The 18,801-nt window shown below is 72.3% G+C and carries 14 protein-coding genes and 1 tRNA gene; 4 read left to right on the top strand and 11 right to left on the bottom strand.

The features are described 5' to 3' along the window. The first annotated feature begins 51 nt into the window (after positions 1 to 51). Positions 52 to 1,839 carry a DEAD/DEAH box helicase gene (locus tag DEI88_RS06870; protein WP_111008727.1) on the top strand — a complete coding sequence of 596 codons (1,788 nt, stop codon included), beginning with the start codon at positions 52 to 54 and terminating at the stop codon, positions 1,837 to 1,839. A gap of 9 nt (positions 1,840 to 1,848) precedes the next feature. Here DEI88_RS06870 and DEI88_RS06865 read toward each other — a convergent pair whose 3' ends face one another. The 4 genes from DEI88_RS06865 to DEI88_RS06850 form a co-directional block, all read right to left on the bottom strand. Beyond that, complete coding sequence (locus DEI88_RS06865; RefSeq protein ID WP_111072054.1) at positions 1,849 to 3,303, bottom strand: M20/M25/M40 family metallo-hydrolase; 1,455 nt, start codon at positions 3,301 to 3,303, stop codon at positions 1,849 to 1,851. 59 nt (positions 3,304 to 3,362) lie between these two features. Continuing rightward, complete coding sequence (locus DEI88_RS06860) at positions 3,363 to 4,184, bottom strand: aldo/keto reductase (protein ID WP_111072053.1); 822 nt, start codon at positions 4,182 to 4,184, stop codon at positions 3,363 to 3,365. Between the two features lie 141 nt (positions 4,185 to 4,325). After that, positions 4,326 to 4,682 (bottom strand): VOC family protein, encoded by a 357-nt coding sequence (locus tag DEI88_RS06855; RefSeq protein ID WP_111072052.1) that lies wholly within the window; start codon positions 4,680 to 4,682, stop codon positions 4,326 to 4,328. Positions 4,683 to 4,795: 113 nt separating this feature from the next. Beyond that, a complete protein-coding gene (locus DEI88_RS06850; RefSeq protein WP_111008723.1) occupies positions 4,796 to 5,107 on the bottom strand; it encodes a hypothetical protein in 312 nt (103 codons plus the stop codon). An 85-nt stretch (positions 5,108 to 5,192) separates the two neighbouring features. On the opposite strand from DEI88_RS06850, the gene DEI88_RS06845 reads away from it, so the two are divergent. After that, positions 5,193 to 9,050: an ABC transporter ATP-binding protein gene (locus DEI88_RS06845; RefSeq protein WP_220038155.1), complete on the top strand. Its 3,858-nt coding sequence runs from the start codon at positions 5,193 to 5,195 to the stop codon at positions 9,048 to 9,050. 91 nt (positions 9,051 to 9,141) lie between these two features. Here the strand turns inward: DEI88_RS06845 and DEI88_RS06840 are convergent, their stop codons facing one another. From DEI88_RS06840 to DEI88_RS06830, 4 genes are all read right to left on the bottom strand, one after another. After that, positions 9,142 to 9,684 carry a hypothetical protein gene (locus tag DEI88_RS06840; RefSeq protein ID WP_111008722.1) on the bottom strand — a complete coding sequence of 181 codons (543 nt, stop codon included), beginning with the start codon at positions 9,682 to 9,684 and terminating at the stop codon, positions 9,142 to 9,144. Positions 9,685 to 9,826: 142 nt separating this feature from the next. Further along, complete coding sequence (locus tag DEI88_RS16450) at positions 9,827 to 10,228, bottom strand: class I SAM-dependent DNA methyltransferase (protein ID WP_502866980.1); 402 nt, start codon at positions 10,226 to 10,228, stop codon at positions 9,827 to 9,829. Between the two features lie 125 nt (positions 10,229 to 10,353). Next, positions 10,354 to 10,884, bottom strand: coding sequence for a heme-degrading domain-containing protein (locus DEI88_RS06835; protein ID WP_258375054.1), 531 nt, complete (start codon positions 10,882 to 10,884; stop codon positions 10,354 to 10,356). An 84-nt stretch (positions 10,885 to 10,968) separates the two neighbouring features. Then, on the bottom strand, positions 10,969 to 13,494 hold the full coding sequence (locus DEI88_RS06830; protein ID WP_284183591.1) for a hypothetical protein: 2,526 nt from the start codon (positions 13,492 to 13,494) through the stop codon (positions 10,969 to 10,971). 573 nt (positions 13,495 to 14,067) lie between these two features. Between DEI88_RS06830 and DEI88_RS06825 the strand changes: the two genes are divergently transcribed. After that, positions 14,068 to 15,495 carry a hypothetical protein gene (locus tag DEI88_RS06825; RefSeq protein WP_146246044.1) on the top strand — a complete coding sequence of 476 codons (1,428 nt, stop codon included), beginning with the start codon at positions 14,068 to 14,070 and terminating at the stop codon, positions 15,493 to 15,495. An 87-nt stretch (positions 15,496 to 15,582) separates the two neighbouring features. Here DEI88_RS06825 and DEI88_RS06820 read toward each other — a convergent pair whose 3' ends face one another. Then, positions 15,583 to 16,560 (bottom strand): SDR family NAD(P)-dependent oxidoreductase, encoded by a 978-nt coding sequence (locus tag DEI88_RS06820; RefSeq protein ID WP_111071745.1) that lies wholly within the window; start codon positions 16,558 to 16,560, stop codon positions 15,583 to 15,585. A 74-nt stretch (positions 16,561 to 16,634) separates the two neighbouring features. On the opposite strand from DEI88_RS06820, the gene DEI88_RS06815 reads away from it, so the two are divergent. Then, positions 16,635 to 17,612, top strand: a complete 978-nt coding sequence (locus DEI88_RS06815; RefSeq protein WP_111071744.1) for a helix-turn-helix transcriptional regulator — start codon at positions 16,635 to 16,637, stop codon at positions 17,610 to 17,612. Between the two features lie 15 nt (positions 17,613 to 17,627). Here DEI88_RS06815 and DEI88_RS06810 read toward each other — a convergent pair whose 3' ends face one another. Continuing rightward, the gene (locus DEI88_RS06810; protein ID WP_146246043.1) at positions 17,628 to 18,626 is read right to left on the bottom strand and encodes a lipid II:glycine glycyltransferase FemX; all 999 of its coding nucleotides are present in this window, start codon (positions 18,624 to 18,626) and stop codon (positions 17,628 to 17,630) included. A gap of 92 nt (positions 18,627 to 18,718) precedes the next feature. Beyond that, positions 18,719 to 18,791: transfer RNA gene (locus DEI88_RS06805), tRNA-Val, on the bottom strand. Positions 18,792 to 18,801 lie beyond the last annotated feature (10 nt).

The raw sequence follows: 18,801 nt of genomic DNA, 5'->3' as shown, positions 1-18,801 counted from the left end.
CGGGCCCGCGATCCGCCACGCGGGACACCCTCGACCGGATACCGTTCCTGTATGAGCACCGACACGGACACGCCGACCGCCGCCGACACCGACGGGGCTTCGCCGACGTTCGCCGACCTCGGGTTGAGCGAGCCGGTCCTCAAGGCCGTGCGCGACATCGGGTACGAGGTGCCGTCCGCGATCCAGGCCGCCACGATCCCCACGCTCCTCGAGGGGCGCGACGTCGTCGGCCTCGCACAGACGGGCACGGGCAAGACCGCTGCGTTCGCGCTGCCGATCCTGTCGCGGCTCGCGTCCTCGCAGAAACTGCCGCAGGCCCTCGTGCTCTCCCCCACCCGTGAACTCGCACTCCAGGTGTGCGAGGCGTTCGAGCAGTACGCCGCGCACATGCGCGGTGTGCACGTCCTGCCGGTGTACGGCGGGCAGGCGTACGGCGTCCAGCTGTCGGCGCTCCGCCGCGGTGTCGACGTCGTCGTCGGCACGCCGGGGCGCATCATGGACCACATCGCCAAGGGCACCCTCGACCTGTCCGAGCTCAAGTACCTCGTGCTCGACGAGGCCGACGAGATGCTCAAGATGGGGTTCGCGGAGGACGTCGAGACGATCCTCGCCGAGACGCCGGACGACAAGCAGGTCGCGTTGTTCTCGGCGACCATGCCGGCGCAGATCCGTCGGATCTCGAAGCAGTACCTGGACGACCCGGCCGAGATCACCGTCAAGCAGAAGACGACGACCTCGGCGAACACGACCCAGCGCTACCTGCTCGTGTCCTACCCGCAGAAGGTCGACGCCCTGACCCGCATCCTCGAGGTCGAGAACTTCGAGGGGATGATCGTGTTCGTCCGCACGAAGAGCGAGACCGAGACGCTCGCCGAGAAGCTCCGGGCCCGGGGGTACGCCGCCGCCGCCATCAGCGGGGACGTCGCACAGGCGCAGCGCGAGCGCACGGTCAACCAGCTCAAGTCCGGCAAGCTCGACATCCTCGTCGCCACCGACGTCGCGGCACGGGGCCTGGACGTCGACCGCATCACGCACGTCGTGAACTACGACATCCCGATCGACACCGAGTCCTACGTGCACCGCATCGGACGCACCGGCCGCGCCGGCCGGAGTGGTGCGGCCATCAGCTTCGTCACGCCCCGTGAGCGCCGCCTGCTCGGCGCCATCGAGAAGGCGACGCGTCAGCCGCTCACGCAGATGCAGCTGCCCACGGTCGAGGACGTCAACGTCACGCGTCTGGCACGGTTCGACGACGCGATCACCGCGGCGCTCGAGCAGCAGGACCGGATCTCGGCGTTCCGCGACATCATCGGGCACTACGTCGAGCACCACGACGTGCCCGAGGCAGACGTCGCGGCGGCCCTCGCCGTCGTCGCCCAGGGTGAGGAGCCGCTGCTGCTCGACCCGCAGGAGGAGCGGCAGCGCCGCGCCACCGAGGACCGCGGACCGCGCGTGTACGACCGCGACGACCAGACCGGCGGACGCGGCGAACGGCCCGAGCGGCGGGCCCGGTCGACGCAGCCGATGGCGCCCTACCGGATCGAGGTCGGTCGTCGGCAGCGCGTCGAGCCGCGCCAGATCGTGGGCGCGCTCGCGAACGAGGGTGGCCTCGGCCGCGACGACTTCGGTCAGATCCAGATCCGTCCGGACTTCTCGATCGTCGAGCTCCCGGCGGACCTGTCCGAGGACGTCCTCGACCGCCTGCGGGACACCCGGATCAGCGGCAAGCTCATCGAGATCCGCCCGGACCGTCGTGGCGGTCCGCGCCGCGACCGCGACGACCGAGGCGGGCGCGACGACCGCGACGACCGGCCGCCGCGCAAGCCCCGGTACCGCTGAGCGGGAGCGTCAGGAGCGCTCGGGCTCGATCGACGCGCCGAGTTCGGTCCACAGGTGCGCGATCGAGGCCGCGCCGGCGACGAGCATCTCGAGGTCGATGCTCTCGTCGCTCGAGTGCCAGTGGTCCTCGGGGAGCCCCGTGCCCACGAACAGCACCGGGACGTCGAGCTCGCGTCCGAGCAGCTCGGCCGGTCCGCCGCCCGCGTTGCCCATGCGGCCGGCGGTGGGGGTCCCGTGTCCGCGCGCCATGGCTCGGTCGAGGGCGTCGAGCGCGGGCCCGGACGGTGTGACGTACGGGTCCTGCCCCGACTCCTCCGGGATGGTCAGTTCGTAGACCACGGTGTCCGGGATGTGCTCGTCGAAGAACGCGCGCACCTGCTCCGCGACGGTGTGCACGTGCTGCCCCGGGACGGTGCGGATGCTGAGTTCGGCGGTGGCATGGGACGGGATGACCGCACGCGAGACGCCGGTCGGGTCGCCCGCGAGGACCGAGAGGATCTCGAGTGACGGCCGTGCCCACAGACGCTCCTCGACCGTGAACCCGCGCTCGCCCGTGACGATCCGCGTCTCGGTGCGCTCGAGCCAGACGTCGGTGTCGAAGGACAGGTCCTCGAGCTCGCGCCGCCGCTCGTCGGTCAGCTCCTCGACGTCGTCGTAGAAGCCGGGCAGGGCGATGCGGCCGTCGTCGTCGTGCAGCCGCCCGAGGACGTCGACGAGCACGTGGACGGGGTTCGGCGTCGGTCCGGACGCCGCTCCGCTGTGGACGTCGCGCTCCGGCCCGGTGATGGTCAGCGTGGCCCCGGTCATGCCGCGCATCGAGGTGACGACGGCGGGGTTGCCCTGCTTCCACTGCAGCGTGTCGGAGAACACGACGACGTCACAGGCGAACCGGTCCCGGTGGGTCTCGATGAGGTTCGCGAGGTGCGTCGAGCCGAGCTCCTCCTCGCCCTCGACGATCACCCGGAAGTTGACCGCCGGCAACCCGTCCGGTCGGGTCGCCAGGTGCGCCCGCAGTCCCCACAGGTGCGCGATCATCTGGCCCTTCGCGTCCGACGCACCGCGGCCGTAGAGCCGGCCGTCGCGGAGCACGGGCGCGAACGGCGCGGTCTCCTTCCACTCCTCGGGCTTCGCGTCCCGCACGTCGTGGTGGCTGTACACGAGCACGGTCGGCAGCGCGGGGTCGACCTGCCACTCGGCGTACACCGCCACGGACGGCCCGGCCCGCAGGAGCTCGGTCGTGAACCCGATCGCCCGGAGTTCGCCGGCGAGCCAGTGCGCGGACCGCTCGACGTCGATGGCCCGCTCCGGGAGCGCGCCGACGGACGGGATCGCCACCCACGCGCTCAACTCGTCGACGACACGCTGCCGGTGCTCGGCGAGGAACCGGACGACCTCGGTCGCGTCGGTGTCCGTGATCGCGATGTCGGTCGACGCGGTGTCGGTCGTGTCGTTCGTGGCGCTCATCCTGGTCCGTTCCTCGAGGCGGTTGCCGTGACGGTACGGACCACCGCCTCCACGGAGCGTCAGGCGTCGGTGTCCTCGAGCGCGTCGAGCGTCGCGATGTCCTCGGCCGACAGCGCGAAGTCGACGTCGGCGTTCTCGGCGATGCGCGACGGCGTGGTGGACTTCGGCAGGGGCAGGACGTCCTTCTCGAGCAGGTAGCGGATCGCGACCTGGGCGACGGACTTGCCGTACCGCTCGCCGATCGCCCGGATCGCCTCGTTCTCGAGCAGACCGCCCGTGGCGAGCGGCGAGTACCCCTCGACGAGGATGTCCCGCTCGCGGCAGTAGGCGGTGGTCTCGTCCTGGGTGTTGCCGATGAACCAGCGGATCTGGTTGGCGTGCGGGACGACGTCGGTGTCCGCGGCGAGGGACTCGAGGTCGTCCACCTCGAAGTTGGAGACGCCGATCGAACGGGTGCGCCCGGCGTCGTAGAGCTCCTCGAACACCTTCCACACCTCGATGTTCCCGGCGCGGTGGTCCGAGCCGATCGCGTTCCAGGGCCAGGGCGCGTGGATGAGGTACAGGTCGATCGGGCCGACGTCGAGCAGGCGCTCGGACTCGGCGAAGGCGTGACGAGCGCCGTCGGCGGTCTTCACCTCGGCCGGGCACTTCGTGGTCACGAACACCTCGTCGCGCGGGACCCCGCTGTCCTTGATCGCACGGCCGACGCTCGCCTCGTTGCCGTAGGCGCGTGCCGTGTCGACGTGCCGGTACCCGGCGTCGAGCGCGGCGCGGGTGGCGTCGTACGCGGCCGCCCCGTCGGGGATCTGCCAGGTGCCGAAGCCGATCCCCGGAATGTGCAGGCCGTTCGACGTGGTGAAGGTGTCGATGAGTGCGGGCATGGCGGGACCTCCTTCGTCGGGCGCCGCGGACCGCGGCGTCGGGTGCCGAGGCGGACGCTACTCCCCGCCGGGGGCGGTGCGTGCGGTCGAGTCGCTCAGCGGCAGCCGCCGCACGTCCCTCCCGCCCGCCCCGTGGCGCGGTCAGCCCTGCGGCGGCGTGTAGTACTGCAGGTCGTTGCCCTCGGAGTCCTTGAACGGCATGATCCGACCCCACGGGTGCTCGCTGACGGAGCCCTCGATGTCGGCGCCGCGCTCCTTGAGCGTCGCGATCTCGTCCTCGATGCTCCCGTCCGGCTGGAACGTGATGACGGCGCCGCCGTCACTCGCGGGCTTCGCGTCCTCGCGGGCGTTCAGGCCGATGCGCAGGCCACCGCCGTCGATCTCGCTCCAGTCGTCACCCTCGTGCGCGACCTCGAGTCCGAGCGTGTCGCGGTAGAACGCGACCGCGCGCTGCATGTCCGTGACGGGCACCCAGACCGCCGCTACTCCCTGTGCCATGTCGTCTCCTTCGTCTCGCACCGACAGGGCGTCGGCCGCTGCAACCCTTCCTACGCGTCGGATGGCCGGAGCCGTGGGACGAGGACACCGGTGCTTCCCAGGGAACGCGTGTCTCAGCGCAGCGAGACGAGCCGCCCCCGCGCGGTCGGCAGGACACCGACGCGGTACTCGAGGACCGCGGGGGCGGCTCCGCCCCCGCCGACGGTGGTGCTGGCCGCGCCGAAGCGCCACACGCGGTTGTAGAGGTACACGGCGATCTCGGTGCCGCCCGCGTCCGACACCGCCCACGTGCCGGTCCCCCACTGCGCCGGGTGCCCGCGTCCGTCGACCACGACGGTCGGTCGGGCGAACCACGCCAGCGCCGGCTTCCGGAGCCGCAGCTCGATCCGTCGTCTCGTCGTCCCGGAGGGCTGCGTCGCATCCACCCGCGAAGCGTACCCACTGGCACCGGCGACGACGGCCGCACGCAGATGGTTCGGAGCCGGAACCATCCGGCGTAGAGTGGCGCGGGTGACCGACCCGAGCACCGAGGGCTGGATCCGCCGCCTCTGGCGTTACATGCTCCGCCACCGCAGGAGCGTCGTCATCTCGCTCGTCGCGGCGCTGCTCGGGAGCCTCTGCCAGGTCGTCGTACCGCTCGTCGCCCGTCGCATCGTGGACGGCGTGATCGTCGCGCACACCTCGCCGCCCGGACCGTGGCTGGCGCTGCTCCTGGCGCTCGCCGCCGCGACGTTCGGGTTCACGTACCTGCGGCGGTACCGCGGCGGCCGGGTGGCGCTCGAGGTGCAGAACGACCTCCGCAACGACATGCACGACCACCTGCAGCGCATGGACTTCGCGAGCCTCGACCAGATGCCGACGGGGCAGCTCGTCAGCCGGGCGAACTCCGACTCGGCGCTCGTGCAGGGCCTGCTCAACATGCTGCCGATCATGAGCGGCAACGTGATCCTGATGGTCCTGTCGATCGTCGTGATGTTCACGCTGTCACCCCTGCTCGCCCTGGTCAGCCTCGTGATGGTGCCGGTCCTCGTCGTGACGGCGTACCGGATGCGGCGCAGGATCATGCCCGCGACCTGGGACGCCCAGCAGCGCGAGGGCGAGGTGGCGCAGATCGTCGACGAGGACGTCAACGGGGTCCGCGTCGTCAAGGCGTTCGGCCGGGAGCGGCACGAGGTCGAGCACCTGACGCGCGTCGCGACCGGCCTCTACGGCGCGCAGATGCGTTCGGTGCGGATCCAGGCGCGGTTCCAGCCCCTGCTCGAGTCGATCCCGACCCTCGCGCAGGTCGCGATCCTCGCGTTGGGCGGGTGGCTGGCCCTGGAGGGCCGGATCACCATCGGCACGTTCCTCGCGTTCACGAGCTACGTCGCCGCGCTCATGGCGCCCGCTCGGCAGCTCGCGGGCGTGCTGACGATCGGACAGCAAGCGCAGGTCGGCATCGAGCGGATCTTCCAGCTCATCGACCGGGAGCCCGCGATCCGGGACGCGCCGGACGCCGTGGCGGTGGACCACGTCCGGGGCGACGTCGTGTTCGAGGGTGTGACCTTCTCCTACGGAACCGGGAGTGCCGACATCCACCCCGCGCTCGACGGGCTCGACCTGCAGGTGCGGCCCGGCGAGCGCGTCGCCCTCGTCGGGCCGAGCGGGAGCGGCAAGTCGACGGTCGCGTCCCTCGTCGCCCGGTTCCACGACCCGGAGTCCGGGCGGGTCCTGCTCGACGGACACGACCTCCGCGACCTCAGCCTGCACTCGATCCGTGGCGCCATCGGCATGGTGTTCGAGGACAGCTTCCTGTTCTCGGACACGGTCGGGGCGAACATCGCCTACGGGCGTCCCTCCGCGACCGAGGCGGAGATCCGCCACGCGGCCGAGGTCGCTCATGCGATCGGGTTCATCGATGCGCTGCCGAAGGGGCTGGACACCGTCGTCGGTGAGCGTGGCCTGTCGTTGTCCGGCGGGCAGCGGCAGCGGATCGCCCTCGCCCGAGCGCTCCTGTCCGATCCGCGGATCCTCGTGCTCGACGACGCGACGAGCGCGATCGACGCCTCGACCGAGCAGTCGATCCACGACGCGCTCCGCGGCGAACTCCGGGTCCGGACGGTGATCCTCATCGCCCACCGCGAGTCGACACTGCACCTCGCCGACCGCATCCTGGTCCTCGACCACGGGCGCGTCGTCGACGAGGGGACGCACGAGTCCCTCGTCGCCACGAGTGCGGTGTACCGCGCGCTCGTCACCGGCCTCGACGACGACGCGACCGACGACACCGCGGCGGCGGCCGCGGCGGGTGACATCGACGCCCTGAGCCGGCTCGCGCAGGCGGCGGGCGGCGTGACGGACGATGCCTGGAGGCCCGGAGCGGCTGCGGCGACCACGGTCGCGACGTCGGGGCCCGGTGGTGGCCTCGGCATGGGGCTCGGCGGTCGCGGACGCGGCAGCGGGCGGGGCATGGCCGGCATGTTCGCGGCGACCCCGGAACTGCTCGCGCGGGTGGCGGCGCTCGGACCGATCCGGGACGTCCCGACGGTCGACCTCGACCGCGAGACCGTGCAGGACCGACGGTTCTCACTCGCCACGCTGCTGCGGGAGTTCCGACGTCCGCTGCTGCTGGCCCTCCTGTTCGTCGTGGTCGACGCGGTCGCCGGCCTGCTCGGGCCGGTGCTCGTCAAGACCGGCATCGACGACGGCGTGCAGCGGGGTTCCGAGGTCGTGCTGTTCGGCGCCGCGGCCCTGTTCCTGCTCGTGACGCTCGCGGACCTCGCCGACGGCATGGCCGAGACCTTCGTGACGGGCAAGGCGGCCCAGCGGATCATGCTGAGTCTGCGGATCCGGATCTTCGCCCAGCTCCAGCGGTTGTCCCTCGACTTCTACGAGCGTGAGATGGCGGGCCGGGTGATGACCCGGATGACGACGGACGTGGACCAGTTCGAGACGCTCATCCAGAACGGCCTGCTCTCGGCGCTCGTGTCGATCGTGACGTTCGTCGGGGTCGGCGTCGCGCTCGTGCTCATCGACCCCGAACTCGGTCTGCTGACCCTGTCGGTCGTGGTCCCGCTCGCCGGGGCGACCGTGTGGTTCCGGAGCCGGTCCTCCCGGTTGTACGACGAGGCGCGTGAGCGCATCGCCGTCGTCAACGCGGACTTCCAGGAGAGTCTGTCCGGCGTCCGCGAGTCCCAGGCGTTCGTGCACGAGGCCGCGACGGTGCGGCACTTCCACGCGCTGGGGCGGCGGTACCTCGACTCGCGGATCGCGGCGCAGCGTCTCGTCGCGACGTACTTCCCGTTCGTGCAGTTCCTGTGCGGGGTCGCCGACGTCATCGTGCTCGGCGTCGGCGCGACGCTCATCGGGTCCGGACACCTGACGTCCGGGGCGCTCATCGCGTTCCTGCTCTACATCGACATGTTCTTCTCGCCCATCCAGCAGCTGTCGCAGGTGTTCGACGCGTGGCAGCAGACGCGGGTGTCGGTGTCGCGGATCAGCGACCTCATGGCGCTCGAGACCCTCACCCCGGACGCGTCGGACGCCGTCGTCCCGCCCCGCCTGTCGGGTGCGCTGGAGCTGCGGTCGGTGCGGTTCGCCTATCCCGTGGTGCGCACGCCCGTGCGTCCAGCGGAACGCCGCGGCCCGGCCGACCCGCGCACGGCGTCCGCCGCCCCGCCGGCGAGGGCGGTCCGACCGCCGGAGGCACTGCACGACGTCACGCTCGCCGTGCGGCCGGGCGAGACGATCGCGTTCGTCGGCGAGACGGGCGCCGGCAAGTCGACCGTGATGAAGCTCATCGCGCGGTTCTACGACCCGGACGACGGCGCCGTCCTCGTCGACGGGCGGGACCTCCGCACGCTCGACCTGCGGGCGTACCGCCGGCAACTCGGGTACGTGCCGCAGGAGGCGTTCCTGTTCACCGGCACCGTCCGGGACAACGTCGCGTACGGCCGGATGGACGCCACCGATGCCGAGGTGGAGGCGGCGGCGCGCGCCGTCGGTGCACACGAGTTCGTGTCCGAGCTGCCCGGCGGCTACCACCACCAGCTGTCGGAACGGGGGCGGTCCCTCTCCGCGGGGCACCGGCAGCTCATCGCCCTCGCCCGTGCCGAACTCGTCGATCCCGCGGTCCTGCTGCTCGACGAGGCCACCTCGAACCTCGATCTGCTCACCGAGGCGCGCGTGACGGCGGCGATGCAGACCGTCGCGTCCGGTCGGACCACGATCGTCATCGCCCACCGGCTGCAGACGGCACGCGCGGCGCACCGCATCGCCGTGATCGCGGGAGGGCGGATCGCGGAACTCGGCCCGCACGACGAGCTGCTCGCGCGCGAGGGCCGGTACGCGGCGATGTGGCAGGCGTACGAGGCCGTCGACGCGCGATGAGGACGCGCTCGCCGCTCGCGACGACCCCGCTCCGACGGACGGGAGGGACGGCACCAGCTCGTGCCGTCCCTCCCGTCCGTCGGTGGTGCGGTCAGCGGCGCCGCTTGTCGATCACGCCGGCGGCGGACCGCTGCTGCTCCCCCTGCTGGGCGCCCATCACGAGCAGGATGCCCGTGAGCACCGGCGTCACCCACTGCAGGATCTTCTGCTGACGCTGCGCTGACGTGAGCGTCGAGGAGGCGGCGGGCGACGCCTCCGTCGTGCCGGCCGCGCCCTCGGAGGCGTGCTCGGCCATCTTCTTGCCCAGCGATGCCGACCAGAAGGTCGTCACGGCGGCGACGATCGTGAGCGTCAGCTTGACGCCCGTGTTGGTCCGGGCCTCCGGCTGCACGCCGAGCCGGTCCCGGTTGGCGATGATCAGGCCGGCGCCACCGATCGCGTGGACCGAGAGCGCCGCCAGCTGCAACGGCGCCCACTTGCTCCACCCGAGCGCCGACAGCGTGAGCCGCTCGACCGGGTCCTTCGCTCCCGCCGCAGCGCCGTTCAGGCCGGTCGCCCCCATGAGGTTCCCGCCGAACCAGGCGGCGAGCCCGATGTCGTGCATGCTGCGGATGACGGTGTTGTTCTCGGACATGGCGGTGCTCCCTGGTCTGCTCCGGCGGTGCCGGCGGTGTGTTCCTCGGCGGTGGTGCGGCTCCGGCGCGTCGAGCGTCGCAGCGACGACGCGGGTGGTGGCCGATGGCGTCCGGACCCGGGCTGGCGTGGCAGAGCGGACGCTACGCGGGTGGAGGATCGGGGCGGCCCAGGACCGTCCCATGCACGTCGGTACGCCTGGTCGGCTGGTCAGCCCGCCGTGCGGGCGAGCACGAACCCCTGCCGGTGCCGCTCCACCTGCCGGGGCGCGCGGTCGAGGACGGCGTCGACGCGGAACCCGAGTGACCGCAGGAGCCCGGTGACCGACGACGGCTCGTGCAGGAACGCCCTGAGGGGAGCCTCCTGTCCGCGAGGTCGCTCTGCCGCAGGTCCACCGCGATCCCTCGTCGGGCGGCGTGGGCCAGCATCCCGGACGAGATGTCGACGCCGGTGAGCCGCATCGTCCCGTCACGGTCCTGCAGGTGCCGGAGCATCCTGCCGGTGCCACATCCGGCGTCGAGGACGGTCGCGGCAGGAGGGAGCATGTGCGCGAAGTGATCGACCATCGCCATGTCGATCGGCGCTTCGAAGGACGTGTCCGGCAGGTGTTCCGCGTAGGTGTCCGCCGCTGCGTCGTACCCGGATCGGGTCTGCTCGAGAAGCGGGTCGCTCACGCGCTGGAGGCCGAGCGGTGCGCCCGGAGCGCCTCCACCACCAACTCGTGATCGGCGTGCATCTCGAGTCCGCTGACGCCGAGGACCCCGACGAGCGCGCCACGGACCCGGAGCGGGAATCCGCCCCCAGCCGCCTGGTACAGCAGCGGGTCGAGCGCGGAGGAGTCCCGGAACGTCGTGCCGTCGGCCTCGTACTGCGTCCGGACCGCGAGCGTCGAGTGCCCGAAGTGGCGGACGACCCGGAACTTCCGATCCAGCCACGCGTCGTTCACCGCGCCGGATCCGGGCGTCGCGACGTGGAACACACGCTGCTCACCGAAGGCGACGGCGACGGCGACGCCGAGCCCGCGCTCGATCGCGGTCGCCCGCAGCCAGGAGCCGACCGCCCATGCGTCGTCGAGGTCGAAGCGCTCCTGCTCGAGTTCACGCTCCTCGGCGAGCAGGCGCTCGAGCTTCTCCTCGGGCTGCAGGTCGCGCAGTGCCGCCGACGCCAACTCCTCGTCGTCCTCGACCGATCGGGTCGACACCGACCGTACCGGTACCGGTACCGGGCGGGGCCCGTCACCGGGCCGGACGTGCCCCCACCTCATGCAGACGGGGGCGGTTCCCGGTCACCGGTTGGTCCCGGTGGCCCACACCGCCTTGCCGTTCTTGTAGAGGACGAGGTTCCCGTCGCTCTGCTGCGTGAGCTTCATCCCGGAGCCACCGAACCGACTGGTCTTGCTCGACCACAGGGCCTTGGCCGCCTTCGTGTAGAGCACGAGGTTCCCGTCCGACTGCAGGGTCAGCTTCGCGCCGCCCCTACCGCTCGTACGGGTCGACCAGACCGCCTTCCCGTCCTTGTAGACGACGACGTTGCCGTCCGTCTGCAGGACGAACTGGCGTCGCTCGGCGGAGTCCCAGATGGACTGACCGGCGGTGATCACGGCGCCCGGTGTCAGGGTGTCCGCGCCGGGGCGCTTGTTGTTCCACAACGTCGAGCCGTTGCGGGTGAGCCTCAGGCGCCCGTGGTCGTCGATGCTCAGGACGGCGCCAGCTCCCTTCCCCGAGGTGCCCGTGGCCCACACCGCCTTGCCCGTGACGGCGTACAGCACGGCGTTGCCGTCTGCCTGCAGTGCGAGGTGCGCGCCGTGGTACCGGGTCGTGCCGGTCGCCCAGAGCGCGCGGCCGTTGCCGTACTCGACGAGGTTGCCGTCCGCCTGCATGTCGAGGTGGTACTGACGCGACGGGGAGTGGATGCTCTGGCCGGCCGTCATGGTGGTGGCGCCGAGGAGCTTGGTGCCGTCGGCGGAGATCCCGGTCACCGGCGGTGCCGGGGTCTGGGTGGGCGCCGGGGTCGGCGACGGGGTCTGGGTGGGCGACGGGGTCGGCTTCGGGGTCTGGGTGGGCACCGGGGCCTGCGTCGGCGTGGCGGTCGGAGCCGCCGTGGGCGAGCCGGTCGGCGTCGGGCTCGGGGTCCCCGTGGGCGAGGTGCTCGACACCGGCGGGGTGGACGAGCACGCCGGTGACACGGGCAGGTCGCCGCGGAGCTTCGACCAGTTGGGGCTTCCGAGACCGGTCGCGAGGTCGTAGCCCGCCGTCGCCGGGTACGTGCCGTTCGACCCGCTCGTGACGTCCTGGAAGTCACCAGGGTGGGCGTAGATCGCGGCGTGGATGTCGCCGATGCCGCTCGTGCAGCCGCGGTCCGCGAGGGTGGTGGCGAGCTGCGCCGCCATCATCGGCGTGGACAGGCTCGTCCCACCACCCAGCACCCAGCCGTTGGTGCTGCTGGTGTAGATGCCGGGGCCCTGGTAGGGGTCGGCCTCGGCCGCGATGTCGGGAACGGCTCGTCCCCGCGACGGATCGGCGTTCGTCCCCGCCTGGTACGACGCGGAGTCGAGGCTGGCGTACCCGCCACCGCCGGAACCACTGCTGTTGTTCCACACGCTCTCGGAGAACGAGCCGTCGGCGTTCTCGGTGAGGCTCGTGCCGCCCACGGCGACCACCGCGGAGCTCGCTGCGGGGTAGAGGACGCTGGTCGCCGGGCCGGACAGGCCCTGGCACGACGCCCCCGTGTCGCCGACCGCGGCGAACATGGTCGCGCCCGCTCCGACGATGCGGTCGATGGCGTCCTCGAGTGCTGCGTGCGTGGCCTGGTCCATGTCGGCCTCGCAGGACCCCCAGGACTCGCTGACCGCGGTGATGCCGTGGGCCACGACGTCGTCCGCGATGCGGCTGTAGGCGTCGTACACGCCCTGGGCGTCCTGGTTGACGAAGTAGATGCGTTGCGCGGCCGCGGGCGCGTTCCCGAGGATGGTCTCCTGGTCGAGCGCGACCTCGACCCCGCCGTTCGTGTCGCTCGGGGCGGTCGGGTCCGCTCCGTCGATCGGGATCTGTGTCACCGACGGGACGGCGGTCCCCGCCGCGTTCGCGTAGGTGGCGAGGTCCCCGGCGTTCCAGCCGGAGAACTGCACGGTGGCGATCGTGGTGCCGGCGCCGGCGTTCGCCGAGGCCGAGTAGGCCGTGCGGAAGTCGCTGACGGGCGTCCCCGGCACGCTTGCCGGCACCGCGACGAGCCGCCGATCGAGCCCGAGGACGGTGGTTGCCGCGCCTCCGAAGGACGCCGGCATGGTCAGGTGGCCGACGGGGTGCATCTGCGTGCCGGTGCCGACGACGCGGACGCCGAACACGGCCTCCGCGTCACCCACGGTCCCGCTCGCACTGACGTTCCAGGGCCCCGCGTCGGACACGGTGAACCCGGCGTCGACGAGTGCCGCCTCGACCCGCGCGCGACCCGAGGTCGTGGGGCTCGTCCCGGCGATCCGGGTCCCCCGCTGGTGCGCGGAGAGGCCGTGCGCCCTCGCGGGCAGGTCGCGCAGCGCCGCGCGGTCGCGCGGCGTCAACACGACGGTGAGGTCGACCCGGGTGTCCGCCGGTGTCGCACCGGTGGACGCGGAGCCGGTGGAGGCGTGGGAGGCCGGCACCGTCGGCTCCGGGACGACGGGCTGGAGCCGCGACGCGGACGCGGGCGCGGCGATGCCGATGACGGTCGCCCCGGCGAGTGCGGCGACGACGATGCCGGCGAGGGCTCCCTTCGTCGCTCGGGATCCGGCCCCGGTCGTGTGGGCGGAACGGTGGTCGCCGCGGTTGCCGGTCATGCTGCCTCCCTGTCCGGTCACGCCGTCGGTGGGACTCGATGGCGTGGGTGCGATGTCGCTCGTCGGCTCGTCGATCGGCGCGACCCCGACGTGCGCCCTCCCCGATGGGCGGCAGCACGTGGACGAGGTCTGCGGACACGACTGACCCGTGTCCGCCGACGGTGCCCCGAGCCCCTGTTCGCTCGGTCGACGGCCGGCGCCCACGATACGTTCGGGCGGCGACTCGGCAGTAGTGGTGCCGACTGTTTCACCCTCGAACTGGGACGTCGAGCACCGCACCCGGCGCTGCGCGGAGCTCGCCGGGACGGTCCGCGGTGCGGTCCACCGTCGCGCACCGTTTGTCCCACGTTCTGGGAGGGTCCCCAGAACGCGGGAATTGTCCGCAGCGCACGCTGCCGCATTCCTTGTCTCATGGCCAACCACCACGACCTGACCGGCAGGCCGCGGACGCGATCAGGAAGCGTCAGCACTTCCCTCGCTGTACCCACCGGGTCCTCCCGGCGTCCTCGGACACGGAGGACCTGGGCAGCGATCGCCGTTGCCGTGATCGCGGGCGTCACGCTGACCGGGTGCGTGAGCGGGCCCGGCGCGTCCGGCACCCGCGCCGCGGGCGACGCCGACGTGGCCTTCGGTGCACCCGCCTCCCCGACGGGCGCCGCAGTGGCGGCACCCGCGGCGCCCGGTGCGGTCAGCGGGACGGTCCGGGGCGGGTCGGCTCCGAGCGAGCGCCCGCAGGTGTCGTCGGTTCCTCGGACTGGAGGCCCGTCCGCCGCAGCAGCGTCGGTGGAAGCCCGGACGACCCGTGGGCCCGCGACCGGGACAGCACCGCACACCGGCGCGCTGTCCGACGCACTCCCTGCCGCACAGCTCGCCGTCGGAGTCCGGACGCCGGCACCGGCCGCACCGAGCAGCTCCTCGCCCGCCGCGGCACCCAGCGCTGCGCCGTCGCCGGCCGCCAGCGCCGCCTCGTCGACCGCCATGGTGCCCCCGCAGACCCCGATCACCATGATCGGGACCCCCGCGTGGGTCCCGGTGGGCGCCAGTCCGTCCCCTGCCTCCTCGGGGCGCGGGAAGGGCATCTCGCCCGGTGGTCTGTACGAGAACACGATCAACACGATGAGCGCGTCGGCGGCGACCGCCGTCTTCGCCGACATGCGTTCGACGGGTGCGACGTGGGTCCGCCTCGACTACAACTACGCCGGGAACACCACCCGCCACGGTGGCGCGACGACCCAGACGATCACGGCCGCGCGGTCGGCCGGGCTGGACGTGCTCGTCATCCTCGGTGACGGCACCGCGCCGATGCCCGAGTCCGCCGGGTACAAGGCGGCCGGTGGGTGGATGACGTCCTCCGTGACGCAGCTCGCCGCGCTCGGCGTGCACACGTTCGAGATCGGCAACGAGGTCAACCTCGGGGCGAACTGGGGCGGGACCGCGGACCCGGCCGCGTACACGGCGTTGCTCGAGACCGTGTACCCGATGATCCACGCTGCGGACCCGAAGGCGACCGTCCTGATGGCCGGTATGGCGCCCTACGGCAAGGAGTCCCCGACACGGAGCGCGCAGGGCAGCAACTACCACCCGTTCGACTTCATCGACCAGATGTACGTGGACGGGGCGCGCGGCAGCTTCGACGCGCTGAACCTGCACCCGTACGTGTACCCGGCGATGCCGGCGACGTCGGACGGGGGCTACAACGTCCTCTCCGTGCTCCCGGACCTGCTCGCGATCATGTCGAGCAACGGGGACAGCGCGAAGAAGATCTGGATCACCGAGGCCGGGATGCCCACCGGCACCGACGGCGGCTACCCCGCGTACACCGTCGCGCAGCAGCAGCAGACGATCACCCAGCTGTTCCAGGTCGCCGCGAAGTACCCGCAGCTCGGTCCGGTGTTCCTCTACGACTGGCAGGACGGCGGCATCGACGGTGACTTCGGCCTGTACACGTCCGCGCACGTCAAGAAGCCGTCGTACGCGACGTTCGCCGGCATCAGCTACTGACCAGCAGCCCCCCGACGGACCCGGCGGCGGTGACGGAGGACCGACCGACGACGCGGTACGGTCGGCGGCGGGATCGACCGCGCGTCCTCAGGCGAGCAGCTGTTCGCTCAGCTCCCACAGGCGCCGTGCGTCGGCGGGGTCACGCATCGCCGAGTTCGCGTCGGCCGGGATGCTGTCGGCGGTCACCGGGCGCTCGACGTCGTCGAGCACGGCGACGTCGTTGTCCTTGAGGTAGACGCCACCGACCCCGTCGAGCCACGGGCTGGCCGCGCCGAACACGATGGTGGCGGCGCCCTGCTCGACCGTCTTCTTGCCCACCTCCGGGTCGATGACGGTGGCACCGTGCTCGTCGACGAGACCCTGCGCGCGGTAGGAGTCGACGCGCCCGGGTGCGTGCGGACCGGGTCCGATGACGACGCCGGGGTGTACCGCGAAGGCCCGGATGTCCTGCCCCGCGGTGCGTCGGTCGAGCTCGACCGTGAACAACACGTTCGCCTGTTTCGACTGGGCGTAGGCCGCGACGGGGTCGTAGCCGGACCGGAAGTCGAGGTCGTCCCACCGCACGCCCCCGATGCGGGCCGCGCCGGAGGTCACGGTGACGACGCGTGCCCCGTGCGCCGCCCGGAGGGCCGGGAGGAGGGCACGCGTGAGCTGGAAGTGACCGAGGTGGGACGTCGAGAAGGCGAGTTCGTGCTCGCGCGCGTCGAGCTGGAGCTCGGGGGTGAACAGCACCGCGGCGTTGTTCACGAGCATGTGCACCGGCCGTCCGGTCTCGTTCCACCGCGCGGCGAAGGCGTCGATCGAGTCCGGGTCGGTGAGGTCGAGCTGCTCGACGCGCACGCCGTCGATCTCGGCGACCGCCTCGGCGGCGCGGGCGGTGTCGCGGGCGGCGACCGTGACCGACGCACCGGCGGCGGCGAGGGCGCGCGAGACCTCGCGGCCCAGCCTGCTGTGGCCGCCGGTGACGATCGCCTCCTCCCCGGTGAGGTCGACGCCCCGGAGGACATCGGTTGCGGTGGAGGCTGCGGTGAACGGCGTCCCGAGGGGGATCTGCTGCGAGGTCATTCCGTCAGTCTCATCGTCGAGGATCGGACGCGGAATCATCGCGCGTCCTGTTCTCATGCGGGAGAGTACGGACCATGGTCCACTCCGCGCAGGGCGACGCCCTGTCCGACGTCTTCGACCAGGTCGAGGTCCGCGGCCTGATGACCGGTGGCTTCGCGGTCCGCGGTTCGTGGACGTCCCACGGGACGATCAGGCGGCCGCTCAAGCTCGTCGCGCTCGTCGCCGGTTCCGCTCGCATCGTCGTCGACGGACCCGGAGGACCGATCGGGCCCGTCGAACTGGGCCCCGGTGACGTCGTCCTGCTGAACCACCGGACGCACCTGGAGGTCCGGGGTGGCGTCGGCGACGGACCGCCCGCGGAGTTCGTCCCCGACGCGCGCTTCGACTCCATGGCGTTGGCCGCGGCCGACCTCTCCAAGGACGACGTCCTCGTCGGCGGGTGGATCCAGGTCAACCCGGCCGGGCAGGCGCTGTTCCGGACCGCGCTGCCCGGTCTCGTGCACGTCCGCGCCTCGGCGCCCGCGGCCGACCGACTCGCCACCCTGGTGGCGCAACTGTTCCGCGAGGCATCGAGTGAACGCCTGGGGTCCGCGTTCGCCATCCGTCAGAACGCGCAACTCATCCTCCTGGAGGTCCTCCGCGCGTACCTGGAGCAGGAGCGTCCGCCCGTCGGGTGGTTCCGCCTGCTCGCCGACGAACCGCTCGCGCCCGCGCTCCGACTCATGCACGATCACCCCGGCCGGTCCTGGGGCCTCGCCGAGCTCGCACGTGCCGCCGGGATGTCCCGCACGACCTTCGCCGAGCGGTTCCGGTCGGTCGCCGGCATCCCACCCCTCGCGTACCTGTCACGGTGGCGGATGCTGCTCGCGCAACGGGCGCTCCGCGACCCCGACGTCCGCGTCGGTGCCCTGGCCGCGGAGCTCGGCTACGGCTCGGAGAGCGCCTTCAGCACCGCGTTCAAGCGTGCGGTGGGCGTCTCCCCCGCCCACTGGCGTCGCCGCTCGTCGGAGCAGACCGGTGACGCACCGGCACCGGCGATCGCGGCCGGCTGACCGGGAGAGGCGGTGTCAGCGCGGGCCGGCCGCCGTGCCACGGTCCCGCACCCGGGCGACGGCGGATCGCACGAAGCGCGGCACCGGCGACGAGACGGCGTTGACGTACGGCCGCTCGACGGCCCCGAGCGACATCTTGAACCTGCTCACGCCCAGGTCGACGTAGCCGACGAGGTCGACCGCGCTGTGGCCCCGGGCGAGGGACCACTGGAGCATGTCGTGGTACAGCACGGTGCTCGGGTTGACGGCGCGGTGCGCTCGGAGCGTTCCACCCGCCCATCCCGTCACCACGTCGTGGCTCCCCAGCGCGACGAGCACACCGACCGGTTCCCCCGCGACGAGTGCGGTGGAGAGGTAGACGTCGGACCGATCCGCTGCCCAGCGTGCGACGCGCTCGCCGATCTCCCAGGGATAGGGCGAGGGCACGCCCCGGCTCTCGTAGGACTCGCTCAGGACCCGCGGCAACAACGTCGTGACCTCGTCGGGCAGCGCGGGTCTGACCTCCACCGCGTGACGTCCGGCCGCGCGGAGGGCCTGGCGCGCGCCGCGTTTCATGCCGGCCACCAGGGACTCGGGCGAGGAACCGACCAGGTCGATGACGAACGTGCGGTCGGCGCTCCACTCGGATCCGTTGCCGACCAGTGCTGCTTCGCCGGCCGCCGCGACGCCGGGCCCGAAGTCGAACCGGACGACCGGCACCCGGTGCACGAGCTGCCAGCGTCGGAACTGGCGCAACGTGCTCGCCAGGAGCGCCTCGGGCACGAGCGGTCCGACGAAGGGGAACGGCGGATCCGCGGGTCGCGCTCTGCTGGGCGACCGCAGCAGGACGGGGAACACGCCGACCGCACGGCCGCGGTGCTCGACGACCAGGGGCTCGAACCGCCAACCGTGGAGGTCGGTCTGCATCCGGAGCCACGACCAGTCGTGGAATGCGGTGGCGCCCGGACTCGCCGCGACGAGGGCGTCCCACTCGCGCTCGTCGTGGCCGACTCGGAACCGGATGTCCGTTCCCACGGATGACTCCTGACTCCCGCGTCGCTTCGGCGCGGGCTCGTCCGCAGCGTGCGGACCGATCGGACGGGTCCCACGGACGCGGGCTGTCGAGGTGGGCCCTGCCGGGCTCGAACCGACGACGTCCACGGTGTAAACGTGGCGCTCTACCAACTGAGCTAAAGGCCCCCGCCGCCGG

Source organism: Curtobacterium sp. MCBD17_003, from assembly GCF_003234885.2.
Taxonomy (GTDB): domain Bacteria; phylum Actinomycetota; class Actinomycetes; order Actinomycetales; family Microbacteriaceae; genus Curtobacterium.
The sequence above is the reverse complement of the archived record's forward strand: the minus strand, read 5'-3'. Positions and strand labels throughout refer to the sequence as shown.

Excerpts from the sequence above, each read along its gene's own strand:
- DEI88_RS06870 (WP_111008727.1), top strand. The coding sequence starts at position 52 with ATGAGCACCGACACGGACACGCCGACCGCCGCCGACACCGACGGGGCT.
- DEI88_RS06865 (WP_111072054.1), bottom strand. The coding sequence starts at position 3,303 with ATGAGCGCCACGAACGACACGACCGACACCGCGTCGACCGACATCGCG.
- DEI88_RS06860 (WP_111072053.1), bottom strand. The coding sequence starts at position 4,184 with ATGCCCGCACTCATCGACACCTTCACCACGTCGAACGGCCTGCACATT.
- DEI88_RS06855 (WP_111072052.1), bottom strand. The coding sequence starts at position 4,682 with ATGGCACAGGGAGTAGCGGCGGTCTGGGTGCCCGTCACGGACATGCAG.
- DEI88_RS06840 (WP_111008722.1), bottom strand. The coding sequence starts at position 9,684 with ATGTCCGAGAACAACACCGTCATCCGCAGCATGCACGACATCGGGCTC.
- DEI88_RS16450 (WP_502866980.1), bottom strand. The coding sequence starts at position 10,228 with ATGCTCCCTCCTGCCGCGACCGTCCTCGACGCCGGATGTGGCACCGGC.
- DEI88_RS06830 (WP_284183591.1), bottom strand. The coding sequence starts at position 13,494 with ATGACCGGCAACCGCGGCGACCACCGTTCCGCCCACACGACCGGGGCC.
- DEI88_RS06820 (WP_111071745.1), bottom strand. The coding sequence starts at position 16,560 with ATGACCTCGCAGCAGATCCCCCTCGGGACGCCGTTCACCGCAGCCTCC.
- DEI88_RS06815 (WP_111071744.1), top strand. The coding sequence starts at position 16,635 with ATGGTCCACTCCGCGCAGGGCGACGCCCTGTCCGACGTCTTCGACCAG.